Origin of the sequence: Reyranella soli (genome assembly GCF_007992495.1) — a bacterium.
In the GTDB taxonomy this organism is placed as follows: Bacteria; Pseudomonadota; Alphaproteobacteria; order Reyranellales; family Reyranellaceae; genus Reyranella; species Reyranella soli.
Genome location: NZ_BKAJ01000031.1, coordinates 141868 through 162669 on the forward strand (window position 1 = coordinate 141868; position 20802 = coordinate 162669).

Here is a 20802-nt window from a genome sequence, read left to right on the forward strand (position 1 = left end):
CCGACGCAAGCCAGTTCCGTCATGTGAGGCGGCTTCTCGATCAAGCCTCCCGGCAGGCCGGCCAATGACATGTTCCGGGCGCTTGCGCGAGAGTGGAAGCATGAGAACGACAATCCTGCTGACCTTGTTTTCGGCACTCGCCGTACCCGCCATGGCCATGGATCATCACGCGACCGTGCAGGCCGACGGTTTGACGTGGATCGCCCCCGCCGCCTACGCGCCCGGCGCGCAGCTCGCCGTGGTGAAAGGCGACCCGACCAAGGAAGGCCAGTACGTCGTTCGCCTGAAGGTTCCGGCAGGGTTCAAGATCGCTGCCCACACTCATCCGAACGACGAGAACGTCACGGTTCTTTCCGGCAGCTTCAACATCGGCACCGGAGACAAGCTCGACGAGACGAAGGGCGTGCAGGTGAAGGCCGGCGGCTATTCATACGTGGCCAAGGGCATGACCCACTATGCGTGGTTCACCGAGGAAACCGTCCTTCAATTGCATGGCACCGGACCTCAAGGGGTCATCTACGTCAATCCCGCCGACGATCCGCGCAAGAAGTAACTGGAGTACCCCCATGACGACGTCGACATTGAAGGATCGGAAGGGCTTGCCGGTCGCCAAGGAAGCCATCGACAGCTTTGCATCGGCCCTTGCCGGAAAGGCAATTCGGTCCGGCGATGCGGACTATGAGCAGGCGCGTCGCATCTGGAACGCCCACGTCCACAAGCATCCCGGCTTGATCGTCCGTTGCGCTGGTACGGCCGATGTCGTGCAGGCGGTGAAGTTCGCGCGGGCACACAACGTGCTGGTCGCCATCCGCGGCGGCGGCCACAACGTCGCCGGCCGCGCGCTCTGTGACGACGGCATCGTGATCGATCTGTCGGGCATGAAAGCGGTGTTCGTCGATCCGGCAAAGGCAACGGCGCGTGTCCAGGGCGGCGCGACCCTGGGCGATGTCGACCGCGAAACCCATGCCTTTGGCCGCGCTGTCCCGGTTGGCGTGGTGTCCCGCACCGGCATTGCCGGCCTGACCTTGGGCGGCGGCGTCGGCTGGCTGGTCCGCAAGTACGGCCTCACCTGCGACAACCTCTTGTCCTGCGAGGTGGTGACGGCCGAAGGCGAGATCGTGACGGCAAGCGCCGATGAGAATGCCGACCTGTTCTGGGCATTGCGCGGCGGCGGCGGAAATTTCGGGATCGTGACGTCGTTCCTCTACAAGACACATCCCGTATCGACCGTGCTGGGCGGACTGATCGTCTACCCGCGCGATCGGGCCGGCGATGTCATTCGCCACTATCGCGACTTCATGGCTTCGGCGCCTGAGGAATTGACCGCCTATGTCGGGCTGATCACGGGCCCCGATGGCTCGCCCGTTGTCGGAGTCATCGTCTGCTGGTGCGGCGACCTTGCCGAGGGCGAGCGGGTGCTGAAGCCGCTTCGCCAGTTCGGCGCGCCGGTGATGGACGCCGTCCAGCCGATGCCGTTCCCGGCGATGCAGAAGATCCTCGATGATGCCTTTCCGGACGGCACGCAGAACTACTGGAAGTCCACGTTCCTCAAGGCGCTGAGCAACGACGCGATCGACGTCATCGTCGATCACGCCAACAAGATGCAATCGCCGCTGTCGGCCGTAGTGATAGAGTACTACGCCGGCGCGGCGGGTCGTACGGGCGCCGGCGAGAGCGCGTTTGCCGCCCGCAAGGCGGAGTACGACGTGGGCTTCATGGCGCAGTGGACGGACCCGGCCGAGAACGAAAAGCACATGGCCTGGGCGCGCACCATGGCGGAGGCGATGAAGCCCCATTCGAGCGGCGCCTACCTTCTGAACTTCCTGAGCGAAGAGGACGCCGACACGATCAAGGCGGCGTTCGGCGCCAACTATCCGCGCCTAGCCCAGGTGAAGAAGAAGTACGACCCGACGAACTTCTTCAGCATCAACCAGAACATTCAACCGGCGGCTTAGGTTAGTCGTAACGGACGACGAGTTCGACATCCCCCAGCTTGAGCGTCGACCCCGGCGCCAGGGGGTGCGGCTGCCTGGGTGTGATGCGCTCGCCGTCGATCGAGATGCCGTTGGTCGATCCGACGTCCTCGATCTGCAGGGTGTTGTCCCGGCCGACGCTCAGTCGCGCGTGACACCGGGAAACCGACGTGTTCAGCAGCACGACGTCGCATTGGCTGGAATCCCGGCCGATCAAGACGCTTTGCTTGCGCTTCGCCAGTTCGTCCATTTCCAGGTCGAAGCCGAACTTGCGCCCGGTGTCGTCGGCGCCATGGAAATGGAAGACCCCGCGCACGGGCGCTGCCCTGGTGGGCACGGTGGCGGCGTGTTCGCGGGCGCGCACCCTGTAGATGTGGAGCGGAAGGCTGACGTGCTTGGCCCGATGCTCGCCGGCGTCGACATAGGCATAGTCGTCGCGCAGCCTGGCCACGTCGCGCACCGCGCGCGAGACGGCGATTCCGCCCGGCTCGGCCAACACCTGGATGCGTTCGGCCAGGTTCACGCCGTCGCCGAAGATATCGTGACCCGCCTCGTCGATGATGATCTCGCCGAGATGGACGCCGATGCGGAACATCAGCCGCTGGTCCTCGTCGATCGTCTCATTGAACCGCGCCATGCGCTCCTGGATCTCGATCGCCGCCTGCACGGCGGCGGCGGCCGAGCCGAACTCGGCGAGCATGGCATCGCCGGCACTGTGGACCAGCGAACCGCCGCCATGTTCGATGACCGGCTGCCAGATCTTGTCGCGCGCCGACCGAAGATGCTCGAACGTCAGCTCTTCCTGGCTCTCCACCAGCCGGACGAAGCCGGCCAGGTCGGCATGCAGGATGGCAGACAGTCGCCGTTCGGTACGTGCCATGGTTTCCGACGAAGGGAGAGTGAAACCCTTCTGCTCAATCGCCCTGAAGCTTGTCCGACCGCGGCGACGACGGGCGTGTCAAAAATGAGTCATCGACCGGCTTGCGTGAAGGCCGGTGCCTGGCCGGACCGAGCGGCTGGGCGGGCGCGGAGGCGCTGATGCGCGGCCGTTCTGGCGACAGCGACCCGGGTTCCTGTCCTTCGGAATAGGCTTCGCTTCGACTCGACAGCACCTTAGGCTGCACGCCATGTGCGTCCTGTGCCGTCCTGGCTGCCGTGGCTGACGGGAGCTTCGTTTTTGGGCCGTTCCGGTTGCTTGTCGCCCATCGGGTGCTGCTGCGGGACGATCGGCCCTTGCGGCTCGGCAGCCGCGCGTTCGACCTCCTGGCTTTCCTGGTGCAGCGCGCGGGCGAAACGATCGGCAACGACGAGCTGATGGCCGCGGTCTGGTCTGGCGTCCATGTCGACGACAACACGTTGCGCGTCCACGTCGCGGCCTTGCGTCGGGCGCTGGGCGACGGCCCGGGCGGCAACCACTACATCGCCAACGAGCCCGGCCGTGGCTACAGCTTCGCGGCGCCGGTGTCGCGCGAGCAGGGCGATGCGTCGGACGCCCGGTCGACGGCCGACCGGCCGGCCCACAATCTCCCGGTCTCGCTCACCCACGTCATCGGCCGCGATGAGATCATCGCGGCCCTGGCGGCCCAGCTGCGTGCCCGCCGGTTTCTCACCATTCTCGGGCCCGGCGGCGTCGGCAAGACGACTGTCGCGGTGGCCATCGCCGACCAGCTCTCCGGCAGCTACGCCGACGGCGTCCGGTTCGTCGGGCTGGGCTCGCTGTTGGATCCCGACCTCGTTGCGGCGACGGTACGGGCCGCATTCGGCGAAGCGCCCGCCGATGCGGACGCCCTGGCGTCGCTCGCCGCAGCGCTGCGCGACAAGCGCGTCCTGATCGTGCTGGACAGCTGCGAGCATGTCGTCCAGGCGGCCGCCGCGCTGGCGGTGACCCTGCTGCAGGCGGCGCCGGGCGTGGCCATCCTCTCGACCAGCCGCGAGGCGCTGCGCGCCGAAGGCGAATGGGTCCAGCGCCTGCCGTCGCTGGCCGTGCCGCCGAAATCCGCGAGCCTCGGCGCTGCCGAAGCGCTCGCCTTCGCCGCAGTCCAGCTCTTCAGCGAGCGCGCCGCGGCCAGCATGCATGGCTTCACCCTCGCCGACGAGGATGTGCCCGTGGCGGTCGACATTTGCCGGCGCCTCGATGGCATTCCGTTCGCCATCGAGCTCGCCGCCGCGCGGATCGACGTCTATGGGCTGAGAGGCCTCGCGACGCTGATCAACGATCGCCTGCTGCTGGCGGCGCGCGGCCGCCGCACGGCCCAGCCGCGTCACCAGACGCTGAGCGCTCTGCTCGACTGGAGCTACGATCTCTTGTCGCCCACCGAGGCGGCCGTGTTGCGCCGCCTTGCCGTGTTTGCCGATGATTTCTCCCTCGACGCCGCGCAGGCCGTGGCCGGCGACATTGCGGGCCTCGCGCTCACCGACCAGCTCGTCAGCCTGATCCAGAAATCGCTGGTCGTCGCCGACCTCGCCGACGAGGGCGCGCGTTACCGGCTGCTCACGACGACGCGCCTCTACGCGCTGGAGAAGCTGCGCGCCGCCGGCGAGGAGGCCGACGCCAACCGGCGCCATGCCGCCTACGTCGAATCGCTCGCCGGCCGCTGACTGTTACGGCTGACCCAGCGCCGCGGCGAGCTCCTGCGTCGTCACGATGACATGCGCGATGGGCGGTCCTTCGCTCCCGGGTTCGGCATCCTCGGGTGCCAGCATCGCCGTGGCATCGCGCACCAGCGTCACGTGATAGCCGAGCTCGACGCCGATGCGGGCGGTCGCCGCGACGCACCTGTCGAGGGCCATGCCGGCCACGATGATGTTCTCGATGCCGCGCTGCCGCAGCTGGAGGTCGAGGTCGGTGCTGTGGAAGCCGTCATGGCCCCAATGTTCCTGGACGATCACGTCGCCCGGCTGGGGGGCCAGGTCGGCATGCCAGTCTCCGCCCCAGGTGCCGTGCGCGAACAGCCCTTCGCGGTCGATCTCGAGCTGCCATGGGGTCGGATGCTTCCAGCGGTCGAAGTCGCCCTCGCGCCAGCGCCGGTGCGGCACGTGGAACACGGCGAGGCCGGCGCGGCGCACGATGCCCAGCAGCGTGCGCAGATGGCCCAGCAGGTCGGCGGTCTCCGCGGCCGGCTGGACGCGCGGCCACAGCTTGCCGCCCTCGCTGAGAAAGTCGTTGAAGGCATCGATGAGCAGCAGCCCGGTCCGATCCTCGGCATATTTCCTGGCGAGCACATCTACCTCTTGTACTAAAGTCGAATATGCACCCGCGCCCCGCGGCGGCGGGTCTTAAGAGATGTGAAGCGGTGTTGTCCGCCGGCCGGAGCTGCCGGGACTGCACTTTTTTTCACGACGATTAACTCGCCGCCGTCGCTGCGGCGCGACAAACTCTCACCCATCACGCAGATGCGCCGGTTCCCGTATGTGGAGAGAGTAGTGACCCAGTCCATCCTGCACGAAGCAGATCGCGGAAGGTCCGATCCGGACGACGGCCATGCCGACCGCCTCGTCTGGTTGGCCGAGATGAGCGCGTCTATTGTGCACGAGATCAGCCAGCCGCTGGCGGCCATCGCCATCGACACGGCGGCCAGCCAGCGCTGGCTGGATCGGGAAACGCCCGATATCGACCGGGCGCTCGCGACCATGGCGCGTGTCGCCGCTTCGTCCGACCGCGCGCGGCGGCTGATCGACAGTGTCCGGGCGCTGGCCGAGAAGGTCGCGCTTGAGAAGTCGCCGGTCGACGTCAACGAGATGGTCGACGAGGCGCTGGCGCTGGTTCGGCACGAGGCAGAGGACCGCCACGTCGCGCTGCAGCCCGTGCTGGCGTCGGACCTGCCGCCGGTGCATGGCAACCGCACGCAGCTTCAGCAGGTCGTGGTCAACCTGGTGCGCAACGGCCTGCAGGCGACGCCGCTGGCGCCCGATCGCAACAGCGCCGTGGTCGTGCGGACCAGCCGGCGGGGCGCCGACCGGCTGTTGCTCGCGGTCGAGGATGTCGGCGTGGGCGTGGCGCCGGAAAAGCTCGGTCGCCTGTTCAGCCCGTTCTACACGACCAAGCCGCACGGCCTGGGCGTCGGGCTGTCGATCTGCCGCTCGATCGTTGTCGCCCACGGCGGCGAACTGCGCGCGGTCCGCAATGCCGGTCCCGGCATGACGTTCGAGGTCACGATACCGGCCGCCGCGGCGGCGTGATTGGCAGGTCTCCGCCGCGATCCTATCCTCCGGCTGCACGTGGGCAGATTGACGGGAAGGGGGATCGACGCGAGATGACCGGCCAGGCGCCGAGTGACCCCGGGGTCGCCTTTGGCCCGTTCCGCTTGTTTGCGGCGCGCCATCTGCTGCTCGAGGGAGAGACGCCCGTGCGCCTCGGCAGCCGCGCGCGCGATCTCCTGATCGCCCTGCTGGAGCAACCCGGCCGCGCCGTCGCCAAGGAGGCGCTCTGCGCGCGCATCTGGCCCAATGTCCTCGTCGAGGATGGAACGCTGCGGGCGCAGGTCGCGGCCTTGCGCAAGGCGCTACGCGACGGCCAGAACGGCCGGCGCTACATCGCCAACATCGCCGGCCGCGGCTACGCCTTCGTCGGCGAGATCTCGGCGGTCGCCGCGCCCATGGCCGCCGCGCAGGAGCTGCCGGAGTCCGCGGCGGCGCCGTCGCCTGCCCTGTCGCCTTTTCTGTCGACAGGGCGGCTGTTCGGCCGCTCCGACGTCATCGAGACGCTGACGCAACGGCTTGTCGAGGATCGCTTCGTCACGGTCGTTGGCCCCGGCGGCATCGGCAAGACGGCGGTCGCGCTCGCCGTCGCCGACCGCCTGCGCCCCACCCTGCGTCACGGGGTCTGCTTCGTCGACCTGTCGCCGCTGGCCGACGACCGGCTGGTGTCCACGGCGCTGGCTTCGGCGCTTGGCGTCGGCGTGGCATCGGACGATCCGCTGCCCGGCATCGTCGCCTTCCTGCGCGAGCGCGACGCCCTGATCGTCCTCGACAATTGCGAGCATGTCATCGACAGCGCCGCGCGGCTGTCGGAAACCATTGCCCGCGATGCGGGGACCCGGCTGCGCATCCTCGCCACCAGCCGCGAGGCGCTGGGCGTGCAGGGCGAGTGGGTCTTCCGCCTGGCGCCGCTGGCGCTTCCGGAGGCGGCCGCGCGGCTGAGCGCCGTCGACGCAATGGGCTATCCGGCGGTCCAGCTCTTCGTCGAGCGCGCGGCGATGTGCCTCGGCGAATATGCCCTGACCGACGCGCATGCGCCCGCGGTGGCCAATATCTGCCGCCATCTCGACGGCATTGCGCTCGCGATCGAGATCGCCGCAGGGCAGGTCGACGCCTTCGGCATCGCCGGCCTCGAGCGCGTGCTGGACGACCGCTTCCGGCTGGCCATGCAGGGCCGGCGCACCGGCCTGGCGCGCCATCGTACCATGACCACCGCGCTGGATTGGAGTTACCAGCTGCTGCCCGAGGCCGAGCGCGTCACCTTGTGCCGGCTCGCGGTGTTCGCCGGCCTCTTCACCATCGCGGAAGCGGCCGGCGTGCTGGCAGAAGAAGGGGCTGGGGAGGGGGCCGACGCGGCGACGGCGGCCGAGAGCATCGCCAACCTCGTCACCAAGTCGCTGATCGTGCCCAACTTCGAGACGCGGCTGCCGTCCTACCGTCTGCTCGAGATGACGCGCGCCTATGCGCTGCAGAAGCTCGAGGAGAGCGGCGAGCACGTTGCCTGCATGCGGCGGCATGCGCGGCAATGCCTCGCCGCCATGGAGGCCGCCAGCGCGGAGTGGGACGCCTTGCCGGCCGAGGCGTGGCTCGCCCGCCATCGCCGCCTCATCGACGACGTCCGTGCCGCGCTGGATTTCAGCCTCGAGGCCGAGCCCGCGACGGCCGTCGCGCTCACCGTCGCCGCAGTCCCGCTGTGGTACCAGCTGTCGCTGCTCAACGAATGCTACGAGCGGACCTGCCGCGCCCTCGCGCTGGCGGCGGCGGCGGCCGACACCGCGCGGCAGCTGCGCCTGCACGTCGCCAAGGCCTGGTCGCTGATGCAGCTCAAGGGATTCGTGCGCGAGACGGAAGACGCCTGGACGACGGTCCTCGACCTGTCGCGCGCCAGCGGCGATGCCGAGTATCAGCTGCGCGGGATCTGGGGGTTGTGGGCGACGCGGGTCAATGCCGGGGCGCTGCGCGCCTCGCTGGACCTGGCCCGCGAGTTCCTCGATGTCGCCGGCAGCACCAACGAGACCGACCGCAGCGTCGGCCATCGCATGATCGGCCACTCGCTCCACCTGCTGGGCGACCAGCCCGCCGCGCACCGGCATCTCGAGCGCATGCTGGCCGGCTACGTGGCCCCAGCCACCGGCGCGCAGACCTTGCGCTATATTTTCGACCAGCGCTCGCTGGCGCGGTCCTTCCTGGCGCGCATCTGCTGGCTGCAGGGGCTTTCCGACCAGGCGCGGCGGATCGCCTGGCAGCTCGCCGACGACGAGCGCAGCCGCGGCGACGACCTCTCCCTGGTGCAGGTGCTGGTGCAGGCCTCATGTCCGGTCGGCTTGCTGGTGGGCGACCTCGCTGCCGTGCAGGGCTTCGTCGACGATCTGGTCGGCAAGGCCGAGCGCTACCAGTGGCACTTCTGGCGCGCCTTCGGCGTGTGCTTCCGCGGCGTGCTGACCGTGCAGCGCGGCGACGTTGCAGCCGGCCTGCCGCTGCTCGAGGACGCGCTGAAGGGCCTGCGCGGCATCGATTTCGGCGTCCATTACCTCTTCTTCCTCTGCCGCTACGCCGAGGCCTTGGGCCTCGCCGGCCGCCACGACGAGGCGCGCGCCACCATCGAGGCGGCGATCGAACGCTCCGAGCGCAACGACGAGCGCTGGTGCATTGCCGAGGTGCTGCGCCTCAAGGCGACGCTGCTCCACCGCGAGGGCGAGCACGCGCCGGCGCAGGCCGTGCTCGCCGAAGCGCGCCAGTGGGCGGAGCGGCAGGGTGCGCTCGCCTGGTCGCTGCGCATCGCGACCAGCGCGGTGCGCCTCGCCCCGGACGCCGACAGCGCCGCCGCCGCGCACGCCGAGCTCGCGGCCGTCCTCGACCGCTTCACCGAAGGTCGCGACACCGCCGACTATCGCGAGGCGGTGGCTGTGCTCGGTCGTCCCCGTAGACAGCCGGCCCGCAAGCGCGCGCGTCCCTCATGACCTACCTGTTGGCGCTCCTGGTGGCCATGGTCGGTGCGGCGCTGGGGTTTGCCCTGGGTGCCGCTGCGGCCTCCGCGCTGGCGCCGCTGCTCGGCATCACCTCGTTCGAAGGCGCGTCGGGCTACTTCGCGGTGTTCATCGGCGGACCGGTCGGCGGGCTGGCGGGCCTGGTGCTGGGCGCCTGGCTGGTCCTGCGCCGCGCCGGGCTGAAGGGCGCCGCCGTGGCCGGCCGCGTCGGCCTCGTGTTCGTTGGCGTGGTTCTGGTCGCCGCAGCGGGAATCGGCGCTTTCTGGCTGATGCGTCCGCTGGTCAACGCCAACGGGCCCGCGCCTCGGCTGGTGTTCGAGATCCGCCTGCCGCCGGGCGTCGCGGTGCCGCCGTCGCGCGACGCGGTCGAGCTGCAGACTGCCAAGAATACGATGCCGGCCGTCCTGTCCGACACAAGACGCGACGACGGGCGCGAGGTCCTGACCGGCAGCGTCGAGCTCTACTATCGCACCTGGCATCGCCTGCTGGTGCTGCGCCTGCCCGACAAGACCGATGTGCTGTTCGCGCCGTCGCTCGGCCTCACGCCCAGTCACACCAGGACCTTCACCGACTGGCGGCGCGCCGACTACATCGCCCGGCCGGGCGATGAGCAGGCGCGGCGCACCACGGCCGCCGATGCCTGGGAGTTTCGCTATCGCGTCGACTGGGCGGGCGAGGACTGAGGATGTCGCCTGCCGTCAGATCTTCAGCAGCCAGGCCTCGACGCTGCTTCTGCCTTTGATCTCGATCTGGCCACGCGGCTCGAAGACGAAGCGGTCCTTGAGCTTGTCGTACACCGACCGCGTCACCTGGATCGTGCCGGGCACCCCGCCCGATTCCATGCGGCTCGCCAGGTTCACCGTGTCGCCCCACAGGTCGTAGATGTACTTCGTCTTGCCGATCACGCCGGCCACGACAGGGCCGCTGTTGATGCCGACCCGCAGCGTCAACGGCACGCGATGTTCCATGGCATGCTCCTGGGTGATGTGGACCATCCGGATCGCCATGCGCACCATGCGTTCGGCATGGTCGGGCACCTGCACCGGCAGGCCGCACACCGCCATGTAGGCATCGCCCAAGGTCTTGATCTTCTCGATGCCGAGCTCCTGGGCGGCCTCGTCGAATCGCGTGAACAGCCCGTTCAGCAGGCTCACGACACTGGCCGGAGGCATCTGCGAGGACAGGGCGGTGAAGCCGACGATGTCGGCGAAGGCCACCGTGACCTCGGCAAAGCCGTCGGCGATGTTCTTCTCGCCGCCGCGCAGCCGGTTGGCGATCGGCCCCGGCAGCATGTTGAGCAGCAACTGCTCGTTCTCGCGGTTCTTGTTCTCGATGACGATGGTCTTCTCGTGCAGCTCGTCGACCATGCCATTGAACGCCGAGCACAGGCGGCCGATCTCGTCGTGGCTGCGCACGGCCACCTTGGCGCCGTAGTCGCCGGCGGCGAAGCGCGTCACGCCGGCGGTGAGTTCCCTGAGCGGCCCGAGCAGTGAGCGCGCCAGCCAGGCGGACGTCACGACCACCACCAGCATGGCGATGGCGCCGACGATGATCAGGTTGCGCCGCAGCCTGTCGATCGGGGCGAACGCCTCGGATGCGTCTATCTTGGCGACGAGGACCCACTTGAGGCCGGGAATGGAAAGCGGACCCCAGGAGGCGAGCGTCGGGACGCCGTGATAGCCGACGATCTCGCCGGCGCCCTCGGTCCCGGCGAGCGCGGACTGGACGGCCTCCGTGGCGATGTGCTGCTGCAGCACCGGCGTTCCGTAGCGGCGGATGGCGTCGATCTCCTGGTCCGTGGCGCCGCTCTCCTTGAGATCGGCATAGTACCGGTTGCGGTTTTCATAGAAGGCGCGTGGCCCCGAGCGCGCGAGGTGGTCGGCGCCGACGAGATAGGCCTCGCCGGTGGCGCCGAAGCCGTCCTGGCGCCAGCGGCGTCCGCTGGTCACGACCTTGTCGATTTCGTCGATCGACAATTGCGCGATCAGCACGCCGAGCACGGTGTTCTGGTCGATGATCGGCGCGGCCATGAAGGCGATCGGCGCGCCGCCCGAGGGCGCATAGGGCGCGAAGTCTTCCAGGCATGTCGCATACTTTTCGGCATCGGCGCCGCAGCGCGCGACGGCGACGGCGACATTCGATTGCCGGAAGGGAGCGCTGCGCAGCGAGGCGGAGAAATCGACTTCCTTCCTGACGGCATAGACGATGCGGCCGGCCGCCGGATCCGCCAGCATCAGGTCGAAAAAGCCGAAGGTTGCGGCGGCGTCGCGCAGCAGCGGGTGGTAGATCGCGTGCTCGCGGCTGTAGGTGCTGCCGTCTCCGGCATCGTTGAGCAGCTCGCGCTGCTCGGCTGGATAGGGGTTGGCGACGATGTAGTGGTACTGGAGATAATAGCCGGCGGCATCGATGGGCAGATACTCCTTGATGTCCGGCTCCTTGGCCGCCAGGCGTCGCAGGCCGGGCAGGAACGCGGCGCTGTACCAGGCATCGACCTCGAGCCGGAGATCGGCCGGCACGTCGGTCCGATTGAGCTCGTTGAACGTGGCGCGGAACGCCTGCGCGGCATCGACCGCTTCCTTCGAGTAGGCCAGCTGGGAGAGCTCGTTGCGGATGGTGCGGAAATACGTCTCGACCTGCTGCACCTTGGCCTTCCGGGTCGAGGTGAGCTGGTTGTAGATCGCCTCCTGCAGGGCATCGCGGGCCTGCAGGTAACCCAGCACGCTGGTGACCAGCACCGCGATCGCGCCGAGCAGGGCGAGAAGGGCAAACAGCTTGACGGCCAGTCCCCAACGCACGGGCGGAGACGGCTTGGTCGCGTCGGACGGGGACATGGGGGGATTTTAGCCCATTTGACGCTGGCGTGGGTCGATAGGTCAGCGAAGTCCGGCGATGGTCGGCGAGGCGCGCTCGCACCCGCCGGCGTTTGCAGCCGAGATATGCAGCGCTACGCAGGCTCTCGATATGCTCGCCGCCTTGGAACGGATCGAAGCGGCTCTCGTTTAAGGCAGGGACCGCATCGCCGCGGTGGGCATTGCGGCGATTCCGGCGTTGCTGGTCGACCGTCACCACGGAGAGTCCTCATGCTCAGGCCCTCGCTTGCGCTGCTGGGATCAGGTCTGCTTGCAATCAGCGCGTGCTCGCCCGCCCACTACGTTGCGGAGAAGGCGCGCGAGTCCATCCTGGGCATGGACGCTGTCACCCTGAAGTCCTGCGCGGGCCTTCCGACGCGGACCGAGCAAATCGACGCGCGGACCACGCTGTACTCCTATGAAAACAAGTATGAGAGGACCGGCGGCGCGCAGGTTACGTTGCCTATCATCGGCGGCGGAGTCAGTCTTGGTGGAAGCGGCTCCTACTGTCACGCCATCGTCCGGATCGTGGACGGCAGGGTGGCGGCAGTGAACTATGCCGGCGACAACGACGACATGATCGGCAAGGAAGGCGTCTGCGCCCCGATCTTCCGAGGTTGCCTGAGAGAGCAGGAGAAGGCCAGACGCGCGCCGTCGGAGCGGGCAAGCTGAAGTCTGAGGTCCAGCAGCCAGCATCCGTTTTGAGCACGGAGCGTTGCCATGTCGACTGCACCGAGTTGCGTCGCCGTTCGATGTGGGTCTGCGAAATCCATGGAAGTTGGCGAGACCCATGGGCAACAAGGCCGACAATCCTTGCGTTTATGGGGTGTCAGAGCGCGAACAGCATCGCTCTCAGCCAGCTGAGGAAGAGGAACATGAAGAAGGCCATCGTCGCAGTCGTTGTCATCGCTTCCATCGCTGCGGCCCACGCTGCAGATCCGGAAATCGCGGCGCGCGTTGCCGATCCAGTGGTCGAATGGAGCAAGTGGACGGTCAAATGCCAGGGGAGCGGCAACATGTCGTGGGAAGACGTGAGCGAACCGAAGAACATCAACGGCGGCTTCACGTTTCGCACCAAGGATAGTGAAGTCCGGACGACCGCAGGCATGAACTGCGTCGCTGTCGGCAGCTTCCGAAAGCAGAGCTAGCGATCCGAACGGACCGGTCGACTGCCCCCTCATGCAAGTCTCACGTTTCGAATCAAAGCCCTTGCGCAAAGCGCGCGACGGGATGGCGATGTTCGCGGACGAAGCCAGTGCACATCGTTTCCTTGAACGCCTGCTCTGGCCGGATGGCGTGCGTTGCCCACGCTGCCGCAGCAGCGCCAGGGTGCGCAAACTGAACGGCGCGTCGACCCGTGTGGCGGCCTATAAATGCTACGCCTGCCGCAAGCCGTTCTCCTCTCTGCACGGCACGGTGATGAGCTCGAGCCACGTTCCGGCGCACAAGTGGCTGCAGGCAATCTATCTGACCGAAGGGGGAACCAGGCCGATGCGGCCCTATCACCTGCATCGGATCCTGAACGTGTCGTTCAAGACGGCATCTTCAATGATGAAGCGCCTTGGCCGGGCGAGCGCACAAACTGCGTCCGGTTCCGGCAACAAGGGCCCCGCCACCCGTTCCACTGTCACCCTCGCCATCTGCCGGAACCTCCCGCGTTAGCAGGGCGATCGCATGGGGCCCAATATACCCGTCATGACGGGCCTATTTCGGCCCCGGCGGCGGCGATATCGAGCCGGTCGCGATCAGTCCCTTGAGCATAGCCACGGCGCCGCATTGCCTGGATTCGGCATTCGCATCGAACCGGCCGTCGGCGACATAGCGACCCTTCGCGTACTGGTCGGTGCACGCCCAGACATACGGCGAATGGATGCCATGCTGCCGATATCCCAGGCCGTTATAGCGTTCCCAGGCGACGAGCATCCCGGCAATGCTCCAATCGTTCCACTTGTCGTAACGATTGAGCGCGATGGCATCCATCGCACTCTCTTCCCAGCTGAACGGCGCCTTGCCCCCGGTCGGCCGTCCCGCCGGTACGTGGACCGTCCGGCCGGTCAGCGGATCCCCGTTGTGCAGATGGGAGTCGAACCTGAAGTCGGCTTCCATGCCATGGATGATCGCCAGGAAGTACCAGGGCATCGTCATCGACTTGGTGATGCGCTCGTAGCGGGCGCGATTGCCCAGGATCTTCCTGACGCTTTGCGCGACCACTTCCTGGCGCGCCGGGAATACTTTCGCGGCATCGAAGCGCTGCTGGTACTCCTGGCGGAGCAATCGTGAGAGGACGCTGTTCTCGTCCTCGAGCTGCTCGACCTGGCTTGCACGCAGGGCCGCCAGCTCGCGGTACATCCACGTCGTCGCGCCGCCGAGCGCCAGGATGACGGCGGCCACCGAGCTTGCCAGGATGGTTTGACGCCGGCGCTGTCGCGCGAGGTCCTGGGCGGCGCGCAGCTCTCGCCCCCTGGCCTCCCTCTCCTCGGCGTCGAAGCGAGGCTCGGCGACCGACCGGTCGCGTTCCACGGGAGGATGATCGCGGTCAACCAAGTCGTCGTCACCTCGGCCGTACTGGCGAGCAGTGCCGGGGATGCGGTCAGGCCGCACCACTTCGATCATTGAAACGGACAAGGCGACCGGAGACAAGGACCCTTCGAGGTTCAGACGCTATCGTCGCGATAACGCCGCCACCAATTGGTGATGAAATTGGGATGGTGCCTGATGGCCTCTCGCAGACGCAGCACCGGATTCTCGACCTTGCCGTCGATTTCGATGGCCTCGTCGAACTCTTCGACCGCGACCAGCGCCTTGGTTCGCGACTCGTCGATCACCATGGTCGCCAGCTCTGCTGCCAGGCCAAAGACATTGCTGCCTTCATAGGCGTAGCCAAGCGTCTTCAGCGCGATCGCCTCCGAAAGGAAGGCGAGGAATTCGTTGTCGAGGATCTGCAGGCCGTTGCCCTTGTACATGTCGAGCACGGCATGGGTCGCCTCATGGACGACATCCGCGCGGCGGCTGATCGTGTCGATGAAGGGGTCGCGGAAGATGAACCTGTTCGAATAGTCCAGGTACATCGCCGCCGCATTCGCACGCTTGAGCTCGTCGGGATCGTAAGCGATCCCGATCCTGCCGTTGCGCACCGCCAGGCCGACCGTCTCGAAGCTCGACCGGCTGATATGGACGTTCTTGTAGGTGATGTAGGGAAAGCGCGAAACGCTCGCCGTGAGCATGCTGAGGAAACGCGCCATCAGCGGGTCCGGGCTGGGACGCTTCCAGCCGAACGGCGGGATGAAGATGATGCCGGGCTCGGCGCCCTTGAAGCTGAAGTTCTTGCCGTCGTTGCTCTGCCAGCAGCCGACGTAGCGGTGGAGGTAGAAATTGACCTCCCGTGGGTCGGTGGTCTGGAAGTTGAACCAGATGAGGTCCCACACGTTCGGGACGCCGAAGCCCGCCGCCACGGCCTGCCAGTTCGCTCCGGGCTTGTCGCCGACCCGGTAGGCATCGCGGAAGGCCCCCGGCGGCCATGCCGCCAGCGCCGGCGCCGCTTTCATCAAGGGGGTGAAGCTGATCGGCTTTTTGGGTGGCGGCGGCAAGGGCAGGCCCTTCGACATCGCATCCTCCGGCTCCGGAAAGCGGCGACGGCACAGCCAGGCAAGGAAGCCCCGCACCGCCTGGCGCAGCGCGATGGTATCGTTAAGTGCGGACCAAGTGAGTCAGCCGGAAGTACCGATGCCGCCCATCCTTAAGTATCGGGTGTAAGTCGGCCACCAATGGTCCCCGCGTATGCCAGTACGCTTCGACGCAGGGTCAGCGCACATTCCGTGATCATTCGGGGACGGCTGAGCGCCGGTAGGGCCCGACTTTTGCAGATGTCCCCTCGATCGGCGGCCCGTTAGGCTGGCCGGCGGGAGAGGACATCGGCAGGCATGTTGAAGAAGGCGAAATACTGGCGCGCGTTCACGGCGGACACGCGGGCGCAGGCGGAGAAGGCGGCGGCCGACTGGTGGGACGCCCAGAGCGGGTTCGACAGGATCAGCGGCTGGGTGCTGCCGGCGGGCGATGCGCCGAGCGGCGCCACGCCGCAATGGACCGCCACGATCATCTACCGGGATGCCGTCGATTCGGACTCCGGCGCGCAACCGCGGCGGCCGGCGCTTCACTGACCTTCCTTCCCTGACCTTGGGCGCAAGGAGGCAGCGTCGCGCGCCGGCTCGGGCAGCGCGACGCTCCTTGTTCGTTGCCTTACCAGTAGCTCGGCGCGTTGTAGTACTTGTCGACCCGGCGGCCGTAGTCCGGCGTCCACATGAACTCCTCGTTGATGTCGTAGGTCGGGGCGTTCTCGAGCATCTTCTTGTCGAGATTGACGATATAGCCGCCCTTGCTCTCGTCGTACTTCAGGGTCGACCAGGGCAGCGGATGATACTTCTCGCCGATGCCGAGGAAGCCGCCGAACGACATGATGGCGTAGATCGCCTTGCCGCTCACCTTGTCGATCATGATGTCGTCGACCGAGCCGAGCTTGTCGCCCTGCGGGTTGTAGACGTCGGTTCCTTCGACTTTCTCGGCGGCGATCAGGCTGCCGGACGTGATCTTGGTCACTTCGCTGGCCATGGGTTGCTCCTTGGATGTTGGGCGCCGAAGCGGCGCTGGCCAACCAACGGAGCGGTTCCGGCATCGTTGCGGCGCCGCGCCGATTTACCTTTGCGGCCTCTATTGCACCGGCGTGAGCCTGAAGCGACACGCATACTGCTTATTGAAGAGTTCCATCTCCCGGGTCTTCACATTCCCCGTAAGGTCGACGGCAAACGTCCTCCTGCCCACCGGTACGGTCAGCGTCGTGTTGACGAAACCATCGGCGGCAATGGGAGCGGCGAACGCCTCGCCGCCATTGGTCTTCAACGACAGGTCGTTTCCGGTGTCCGAGAAGTCGAAGACCAAGTTCGAGACATCGGCCTCCCGGCAGCTGGCAGGAGCCCCCTTCTCGAGTTCAGGCTTCGCCCGCCACGCTTCGGCAAGCGCCGGTGGCACCGCGACGATGGTGCCCAGCACGACGAGGGCTACGAGTACGCGCATGACTGGCTCCGATACAGGGAATGAAAGCGTCCCACTTGGCTAACAGCACGGCACGGCGATCGGTTGCGCCGGACCTGCATGATCCCGGCTACCAGCTCTCCAACCGTTCGATCCTTTGTTGGCCCAGCACCGTCAGGAAGTATGCCGAGGCCTTCTCCTCAATGAGGGCAAGCGAGAGCAGTTGGGTGACGTGACGACGATTTAGAGCGCCCGAAAGAACATCCCCGTTGGCGATCCGGCGCAAAGTCGTCCGTTCGTGGGGGCTGAGCTGGGCGAGCAGACCGCGTTCCATGCGTTTCCTCCCCGAGCGTGAGTGACTGATAGCTGGGTCTTTGCGCCGAATGCGCAAGTGCGTCCTTCGGGCACGGACACGTGTGTGTTCAACAGTGAACGTCGAGAGCTTCGCGGCCACTCATGTCGCTGTCGCGTGCTGAAGGAAGAAGCGAACCATTTCGCGGCTGGCGTCGGGTCCGCGCGCATCGGTATGGGATCCGGCCGGGCTGCCGCCGGACCACGCATGGCCGACGCCGTGAAGAATCCAGTGCTCCAGCATCGGCCGTCCGGCCGCGTCGGACTTGCTCGTGCGGGTGTAGCTGACGCCGCCATCGGCCTTGCCATGACTCACCGAGGTCTCGAGGTGGGCCGCCGGTGTCGCCTGGGCGATGACCTGGTCGCCGTTCACGGGATTGACCGTCGTGTCGGCATCGCCATGGAACGCGATGGTCGGAACGATCGCCGCCCGCGCGCCCGCCGGCCTCGCGCCCGCGCCGCCTTGGCGCATCGCGGCGAAGGCGGAAGGAAGGTCGCGCGCGGCGCCGCACGCCAATCCGGAATGCACGCCGACGGCGGCGAACAGATCGGGATAGGTCGCCCCCAGCGTGGCCGCCGCGGCGCCGCCCGCGGAGAGGCCGGCGACATAGACACGGCCCGGCGCCACCGGGAATTCCGTCATGATCTGCTGCGCAATGCCGGCAATGAGCGAGGGTTCGCCCTGGCCGCGCTGCTGTTCGCTGCCGTTGAACCAGTTCCAGCATCGCGACGGGTTGGCCGATGCCGGTTGGGCGGGATAGGCGACGAGGAAGGTGTGCTCCTCCGCGCAGTCGTTCATCCGCGTGCCTGCCGCAAAGTCGTCGGGCGACTGGGTGCAGCCGTGCAACATCACCACGAGCGGCAAGGGACCGCCCTTCCACGAGGCCGGGACGTAGAGCTTGTAGCTCCTGCTGCCGGCGTCATTGGCATAGGCATGTGTCTCGAACCTCGCCCCCGGGGCCACGACTACCCGCGACGGCTTCATCCGGCCATCGGCCAGGCCACTGAGCTCGTCGTTGAGCGCGCGCAGGCGCTCGACCCATCCGCCGGTGTCGGATGCCGTGCCGGTGCGCGGCATCGTCCAGGCATTCCCGGTCTCGCGCGACGGCGCAACCATGTCGAGGACGGTCGCCGTCGCCGCCTGTTCCTTTTCCTTGGCCGCACCGGCCGCCGCGTCGCCGGGTGAGGCGCCGTGCAGCACGGCCATCGCTTCCTGCAGCCGGCCCTGGCGCGTCAATCGCAGGGCCTCCATCATGTCGACATTGGGACGAATCACATCCATCTCCTGGGGCATTCGGTGAAGCGTTGGCCGCGCACGGCAGTGGCGGTCGGTCTCGGGCTCAGCGGATACGATCGCTGAGCGCCGTCTTGATTTCGGGACTGGCTTGCAGGGCGCCGAGCACCTCGATGGACGCGATCGTTGCGCGCGCAAGCTCGACGGAAACATCGGGCGCGATCACGGCCAGGCCGAGGACCTGGATATGGATCCGTTCACCCGCCGCCCGGACCGCCTCGAGCTCCGCGCGTTCGTAGCGGCGAAGCCCCAGGTCGAGATGGCGTCGGGCGACCGACTCCTTCATCGTGTCCGTGTGCCGGTCGAGCCGGTTGCGGATTGCCGTCCGGATGAAGTCCGTGCGATTGGAATAGAAGCCCTCGTCGACCAGCAGGTCGATCTGGCCCAGGTCGACGTACCCGAGGTTGATCGTGATCTTTTCGCTGTCGGGAGCGCCGATCGACCGTTTGTCCGTCCTCTCGACCATCCGTAGACCATCCCCATACCATCCAGCAGGATGGATATGGGCGTCCCGTGGCCTTATGCAAGGGACTATGGTGTTGCGCTGGCCGCATGCCCTAAGGCGTCCGACGCGCTGCGGCGACCCTGTTCCAGACGAACAGCACGATGATCGCGCCCACCGTCGCCGCGATGAACCCTGCCCCTTGGTCCGGGCGGTACCAGCCGACAGCCTGCCCGAGGAAGGTGGCGACGAAGGCGCCGGCGATCCCCAGCGCCGTCGTCAGCAGGAATCCGGAAGGCCGGTTGGGGCCGGGCGCCAGCAGCCGCGCCACGATCCCCGCGACGAACCCGATGACGATGATCCAGAGAATGCCCATGGAACGCTCCTTCAGGGATGGCCGGCGACGCGATCGATGTCGCTCGGGCTGGGCAGCCGGCCTTGCGGCGTGAGCTCGTCGACCGTCTTCGGCAGCTGCTCGGCCAGCCCGGCCAGCAATTCGTCGCGGCTGAGGCCGGTGCGCTCCGTCAGGAAGTCGATCTGCTCGGCCGTCAGCACCTTGTCGAGGTCGGTGGCGCCGATCGGCTTGTTCTCGCCCTTGCCCACCCAGGACTCGGCGACGTCGCCTTTTCCGGCGCCCTGGAACTGCTTCAGGAGGTCGCCCAGCCCGCCGGTGAGGATCGATCCCAACCCGCCTGCACCGGCGCCGCCCAGGCCGCCTTTCAGGAGATCTCCGAGGCCGCCGCCGGGCGCCGCCATGCCCGATCCCGGCTTGGCGGTGTTGCCGCTGAAGCCCTTGACCGCCTTGTAGGCGAGCAGCCCCAGCAGGGCCATGGTGATCGGCGACATGCCGCCGCCGCCACCGCCGCCACCGCGCGGGCCATTGCGCATTCCCGTCAGCACATCGAGCAATCCCATTGTGACCTCCGCATTGGTGATTGGTGGCGTGTCGCGTTGTCGTGCCTGGACAACACGCGCGCGCCGCTGGCGTTGCTTGCCGCCGTAAGAGTCCTCCCTCCGCGACGCAGGGCGATCGCGTATGACTGCAAAGTCCCGTCATCCCGACCGGAGCCGAGCGTAGCGAGGCGGAGCGGAGGGACCTTTTTTTGTTGATGCATCGACAAGAAGAGGTCCCTCGGCTGCGCCGCCCTTCAGGCGGCTCCGCTCGGGATGACGGGAAAATTGGTCATATGCGATTGCCCTGCTCCGCGACGGGGAAACTCGGCGGCGGCACGCGGCGTTTGGCTCGACATGGAAACCAACCTTGAAGGGGGCTGCCTGTGCGGCGCCGTCCGCTATTCCGTCAGCGGACCCGCGCTGCACACCGGCTCGTGCCACTGCCGGACGTGCCGCCGCGCGTCGTCGGCCCCTGAGCTGCCGTTCGCCCAGTTCGCGACATCGGCCTTCGCCATCACGCGCGGCTACCCGGCGCGCTACCGCTCCTCTCCCGAGGTGGTGCGCACCTTCTGCCGGACCTGCGGTTCGCCGCTCACGTACCAGCACAACGGCAAGCCGGACAGGCTCGACATCATGACCTGCAGCCTGGATGACCCTGACCGGCTGCCGCCGGCTTATCGCGTGTGGACCAGTCACAAGCTGTCATGGGCGGTGATCGGCGATGAGCTGCCGGCCTATGCAACGACGCGCCCGGCAGTCTGATGGCTGGACGGATGCCGCGCCGGCTTTG

23 protein-coding genes are annotated in these 20802 nt (G+C 67.4%); 11 read left to right on the forward strand and 12 right to left on the reverse strand.

From position 1 onward, the window contains the following. Positions 1-100 precede the first annotated feature (100 nt). Together RSO01_RS08950 and RSO01_RS08955 are read left to right on the forward strand one after the other, a co-directional pair. Complete coding sequence (locus tag RSO01_RS08950; RefSeq protein WP_147148330.1) at positions 101-553, forward strand: cupin domain-containing protein; 453 nt, start codon at positions 101-103, stop codon at positions 551-553. Positions 554-566: 13 nt separating this feature from the next. Beyond that, complete coding sequence (locus RSO01_RS08955) at positions 567-1955, forward strand: FAD-binding oxidoreductase (protein ID WP_147148332.1); 1389 nt, start codon at positions 567-569, stop codon at positions 1953-1955. Between the two features lies 1 nt (position 1956). Here RSO01_RS08955 and RSO01_RS08960 read toward each other — a convergent pair whose 3' ends face one another. Next, positions 1957-2853 (reverse strand): adenylate/guanylate cyclase domain-containing protein, encoded by an 897-nt coding sequence (locus tag RSO01_RS08960; RefSeq protein ID WP_147148334.1) that lies wholly within the window; start codon positions 2851-2853, stop codon positions 1957-1959. Positions 2854-3128: 275 nt separating this feature from the next. Between RSO01_RS08960 and RSO01_RS08965 the strand changes: the two genes are divergently transcribed. Then, positions 3129-4571: an ATP-binding protein gene (locus RSO01_RS08965; RefSeq protein WP_170302948.1), complete on the forward strand. Its 1443-nt coding sequence runs from the start codon at positions 3129-3131 to the stop codon at positions 4569-4571. Positions 4572-4574: 3 nt separating this feature from the next. Here RSO01_RS08965 and RSO01_RS08970 read toward each other — a convergent pair whose 3' ends face one another. Further along, entirely contained in the window at positions 4575-5195 is a 621-nt protein-coding gene (locus RSO01_RS08970; RefSeq protein WP_147148338.1) for a cysteine hydrolase family protein, read from the reverse strand. Positions 5196-5396: 201 nt separating this feature from the next. Here RSO01_RS08970 and RSO01_RS08975 point away from each other — a divergent pair, with 201 nt between their 5' ends. The 3 genes from RSO01_RS08975 (at position 5397) to RSO01_RS08985 (ending at position 9840) form a co-directional block, all read left to right on the forward strand. Then, positions 5397-6152: a sensor histidine kinase gene (locus tag RSO01_RS08975; RefSeq protein ID WP_147148340.1), complete on the forward strand. Its 756-nt coding sequence runs from the start codon at positions 5397-5399 to the stop codon at positions 6150-6152. A gap of 74 nt (positions 6153-6226) precedes the next feature. After that, positions 6227-9130, forward strand: coding sequence for an ATP-binding protein (locus tag RSO01_RS08980; RefSeq protein WP_147148342.1), 2904 nt, complete (start codon positions 6227-6229; stop codon positions 9128-9130). Next, positions 9127-9840 carry a hypothetical protein gene (locus tag RSO01_RS08985; protein WP_147148345.1) on the forward strand — a complete coding sequence of 238 codons (714 nt, stop codon included), beginning with the start codon at positions 9127-9129 and terminating at the stop codon, positions 9838-9840. The genes RSO01_RS08980 and RSO01_RS08985 overlap by 4 nt, the downstream gene beginning before the upstream one ends. Positions 9841-9855: 15 nt before the next feature. Here the strand turns inward: RSO01_RS08985 and RSO01_RS08990 are convergent, their stop codons facing one another. After that, positions 9856-11988: an adenylate/guanylate cyclase domain-containing protein gene (locus RSO01_RS08990; protein ID WP_246158230.1), complete on the reverse strand. Its 2133-nt coding sequence runs from the start codon at positions 11986-11988 to the stop codon at positions 9856-9858. 249 nt (positions 11989-12237) lie between these two features. Between RSO01_RS08990 and RSO01_RS08995 the strand changes: the two genes are divergently transcribed. The 3 genes from RSO01_RS08995 (at position 12238) to RSO01_RS09005 (ending at position 13668) form a co-directional block, all read left to right on the forward strand. After that, positions 12238-12678: a hypothetical protein gene (locus tag RSO01_RS08995; RefSeq protein ID WP_147148347.1), complete on the forward strand. Its 441-nt coding sequence runs from the start codon at positions 12238-12240 to the stop codon at positions 12676-12678. Between the two features lie 203 nt (positions 12679-12881). Then, entirely contained in the window at positions 12882-13154 is a 273-nt protein-coding gene (locus RSO01_RS09000) for a hypothetical protein (RefSeq protein WP_147148349.1), read from the forward strand. Positions 13155-13185: 31 nt separating this feature from the next. Further along, complete coding sequence (locus tag RSO01_RS09005; protein WP_147148350.1) at positions 13186-13668, forward strand: transposase; 483 nt, start codon at positions 13186-13188, stop codon at positions 13666-13668. Between the two features lie 42 nt (positions 13669-13710). On the opposite strand, the gene RSO01_RS09010 is transcribed toward RSO01_RS09005, so the two are convergent. Then, positions 13711-14619: a hypothetical protein gene (locus RSO01_RS09010; RefSeq protein WP_147148352.1), complete on the reverse strand. Its 909-nt coding sequence runs from the start codon at positions 14617-14619 to the stop codon at positions 13711-13713. A 41-nt stretch (positions 14620-14660) separates the two neighbouring features. Further along, entirely contained in the window at positions 14661-15611 is a 951-nt protein-coding gene (locus RSO01_RS09015; protein ID WP_147148354.1) for a hypothetical protein, read from the reverse strand. Positions 15612-15926: 315 nt separating this feature from the next. On the opposite strand from RSO01_RS09015, the gene RSO01_RS09020 reads away from it, so the two are divergent. Then, on the forward strand, positions 15927-16163 hold the full coding sequence (locus tag RSO01_RS09020; protein ID WP_147148356.1) for a hypothetical protein: 237 nt from the start codon (positions 15927-15929) through the stop codon (positions 16161-16163). A gap of 79 nt (positions 16164-16242) precedes the next feature. On the opposite strand, the gene RSO01_RS09025 is transcribed toward RSO01_RS09020, so the two are convergent. The 7 genes from RSO01_RS09025 to RSO01_RS09055 all read right to left on the reverse strand — a co-directional run bounded on the left by RSO01_RS09025 (position 16243) and on the right by RSO01_RS09055 (position 20033). Next, a complete protein-coding gene (locus tag RSO01_RS09025) occupies positions 16243-16611 on the reverse strand; it encodes a PRC-barrel domain-containing protein (protein ID WP_147148358.1) in 369 nt (122 codons plus the stop codon). A gap of 99 nt (positions 16612-16710) precedes the next feature. After that, complete coding sequence (locus tag RSO01_RS09030; protein ID WP_147148359.1) at positions 16711-17073, reverse strand: hypothetical protein; 363 nt, start codon at positions 17071-17073, stop codon at positions 16711-16713. 88 nt (positions 17074-17161) lie between these two features. Next, positions 17162-17365, reverse strand: a complete 204-nt coding sequence (locus RSO01_RS09035; protein WP_147148361.1) for a hypothetical protein — start codon at positions 17363-17365, stop codon at positions 17162-17164. Between the two features lie 120 nt (positions 17366-17485). After that, complete coding sequence (locus RSO01_RS09040; RefSeq protein ID WP_147148363.1) at positions 17486-18664, reverse strand: extracellular catalytic domain type 1 short-chain-length polyhydroxyalkanoate depolymerase; 1179 nt, start codon at positions 18662-18664, stop codon at positions 17486-17488. Positions 18665-18722: 58 nt separating this feature from the next. Continuing rightward, the gene (locus RSO01_RS09045) at positions 18723-19142 is read right to left on the reverse strand and encodes a ribbon-helix-helix domain-containing protein (RefSeq protein ID WP_147148365.1); all 420 of its coding nucleotides are present in this window, start codon (positions 19140-19142) and stop codon (positions 18723-18725) included. 91 nt (positions 19143-19233) lie between these two features. Further along, positions 19234-19494: a GlsB/YeaQ/YmgE family stress response membrane protein gene (locus tag RSO01_RS09050; protein WP_147148367.1), complete on the reverse strand. Its 261-nt coding sequence runs from the start codon at positions 19492-19494 to the stop codon at positions 19234-19236. Between the two features lie 11 nt (positions 19495-19505). Continuing rightward, the gene (locus RSO01_RS09055; RefSeq protein WP_147148369.1) at positions 19506-20033 is read right to left on the reverse strand and encodes a YidB family protein; all 528 of its coding nucleotides are present in this window, start codon (positions 20031-20033) and stop codon (positions 19506-19508) included. Positions 20034-20366: 333 nt separating this feature from the next. On the opposite strand from RSO01_RS09055, the gene RSO01_RS09060 reads away from it, so the two are divergent. Continuing rightward, on the forward strand, positions 20367-20774 hold the full coding sequence (locus RSO01_RS09060) for a GFA family protein (protein WP_147148370.1): 408 nt from the start codon (positions 20367-20369) through the stop codon (positions 20772-20774). Positions 20775-20802 lie beyond the last annotated feature (28 nt).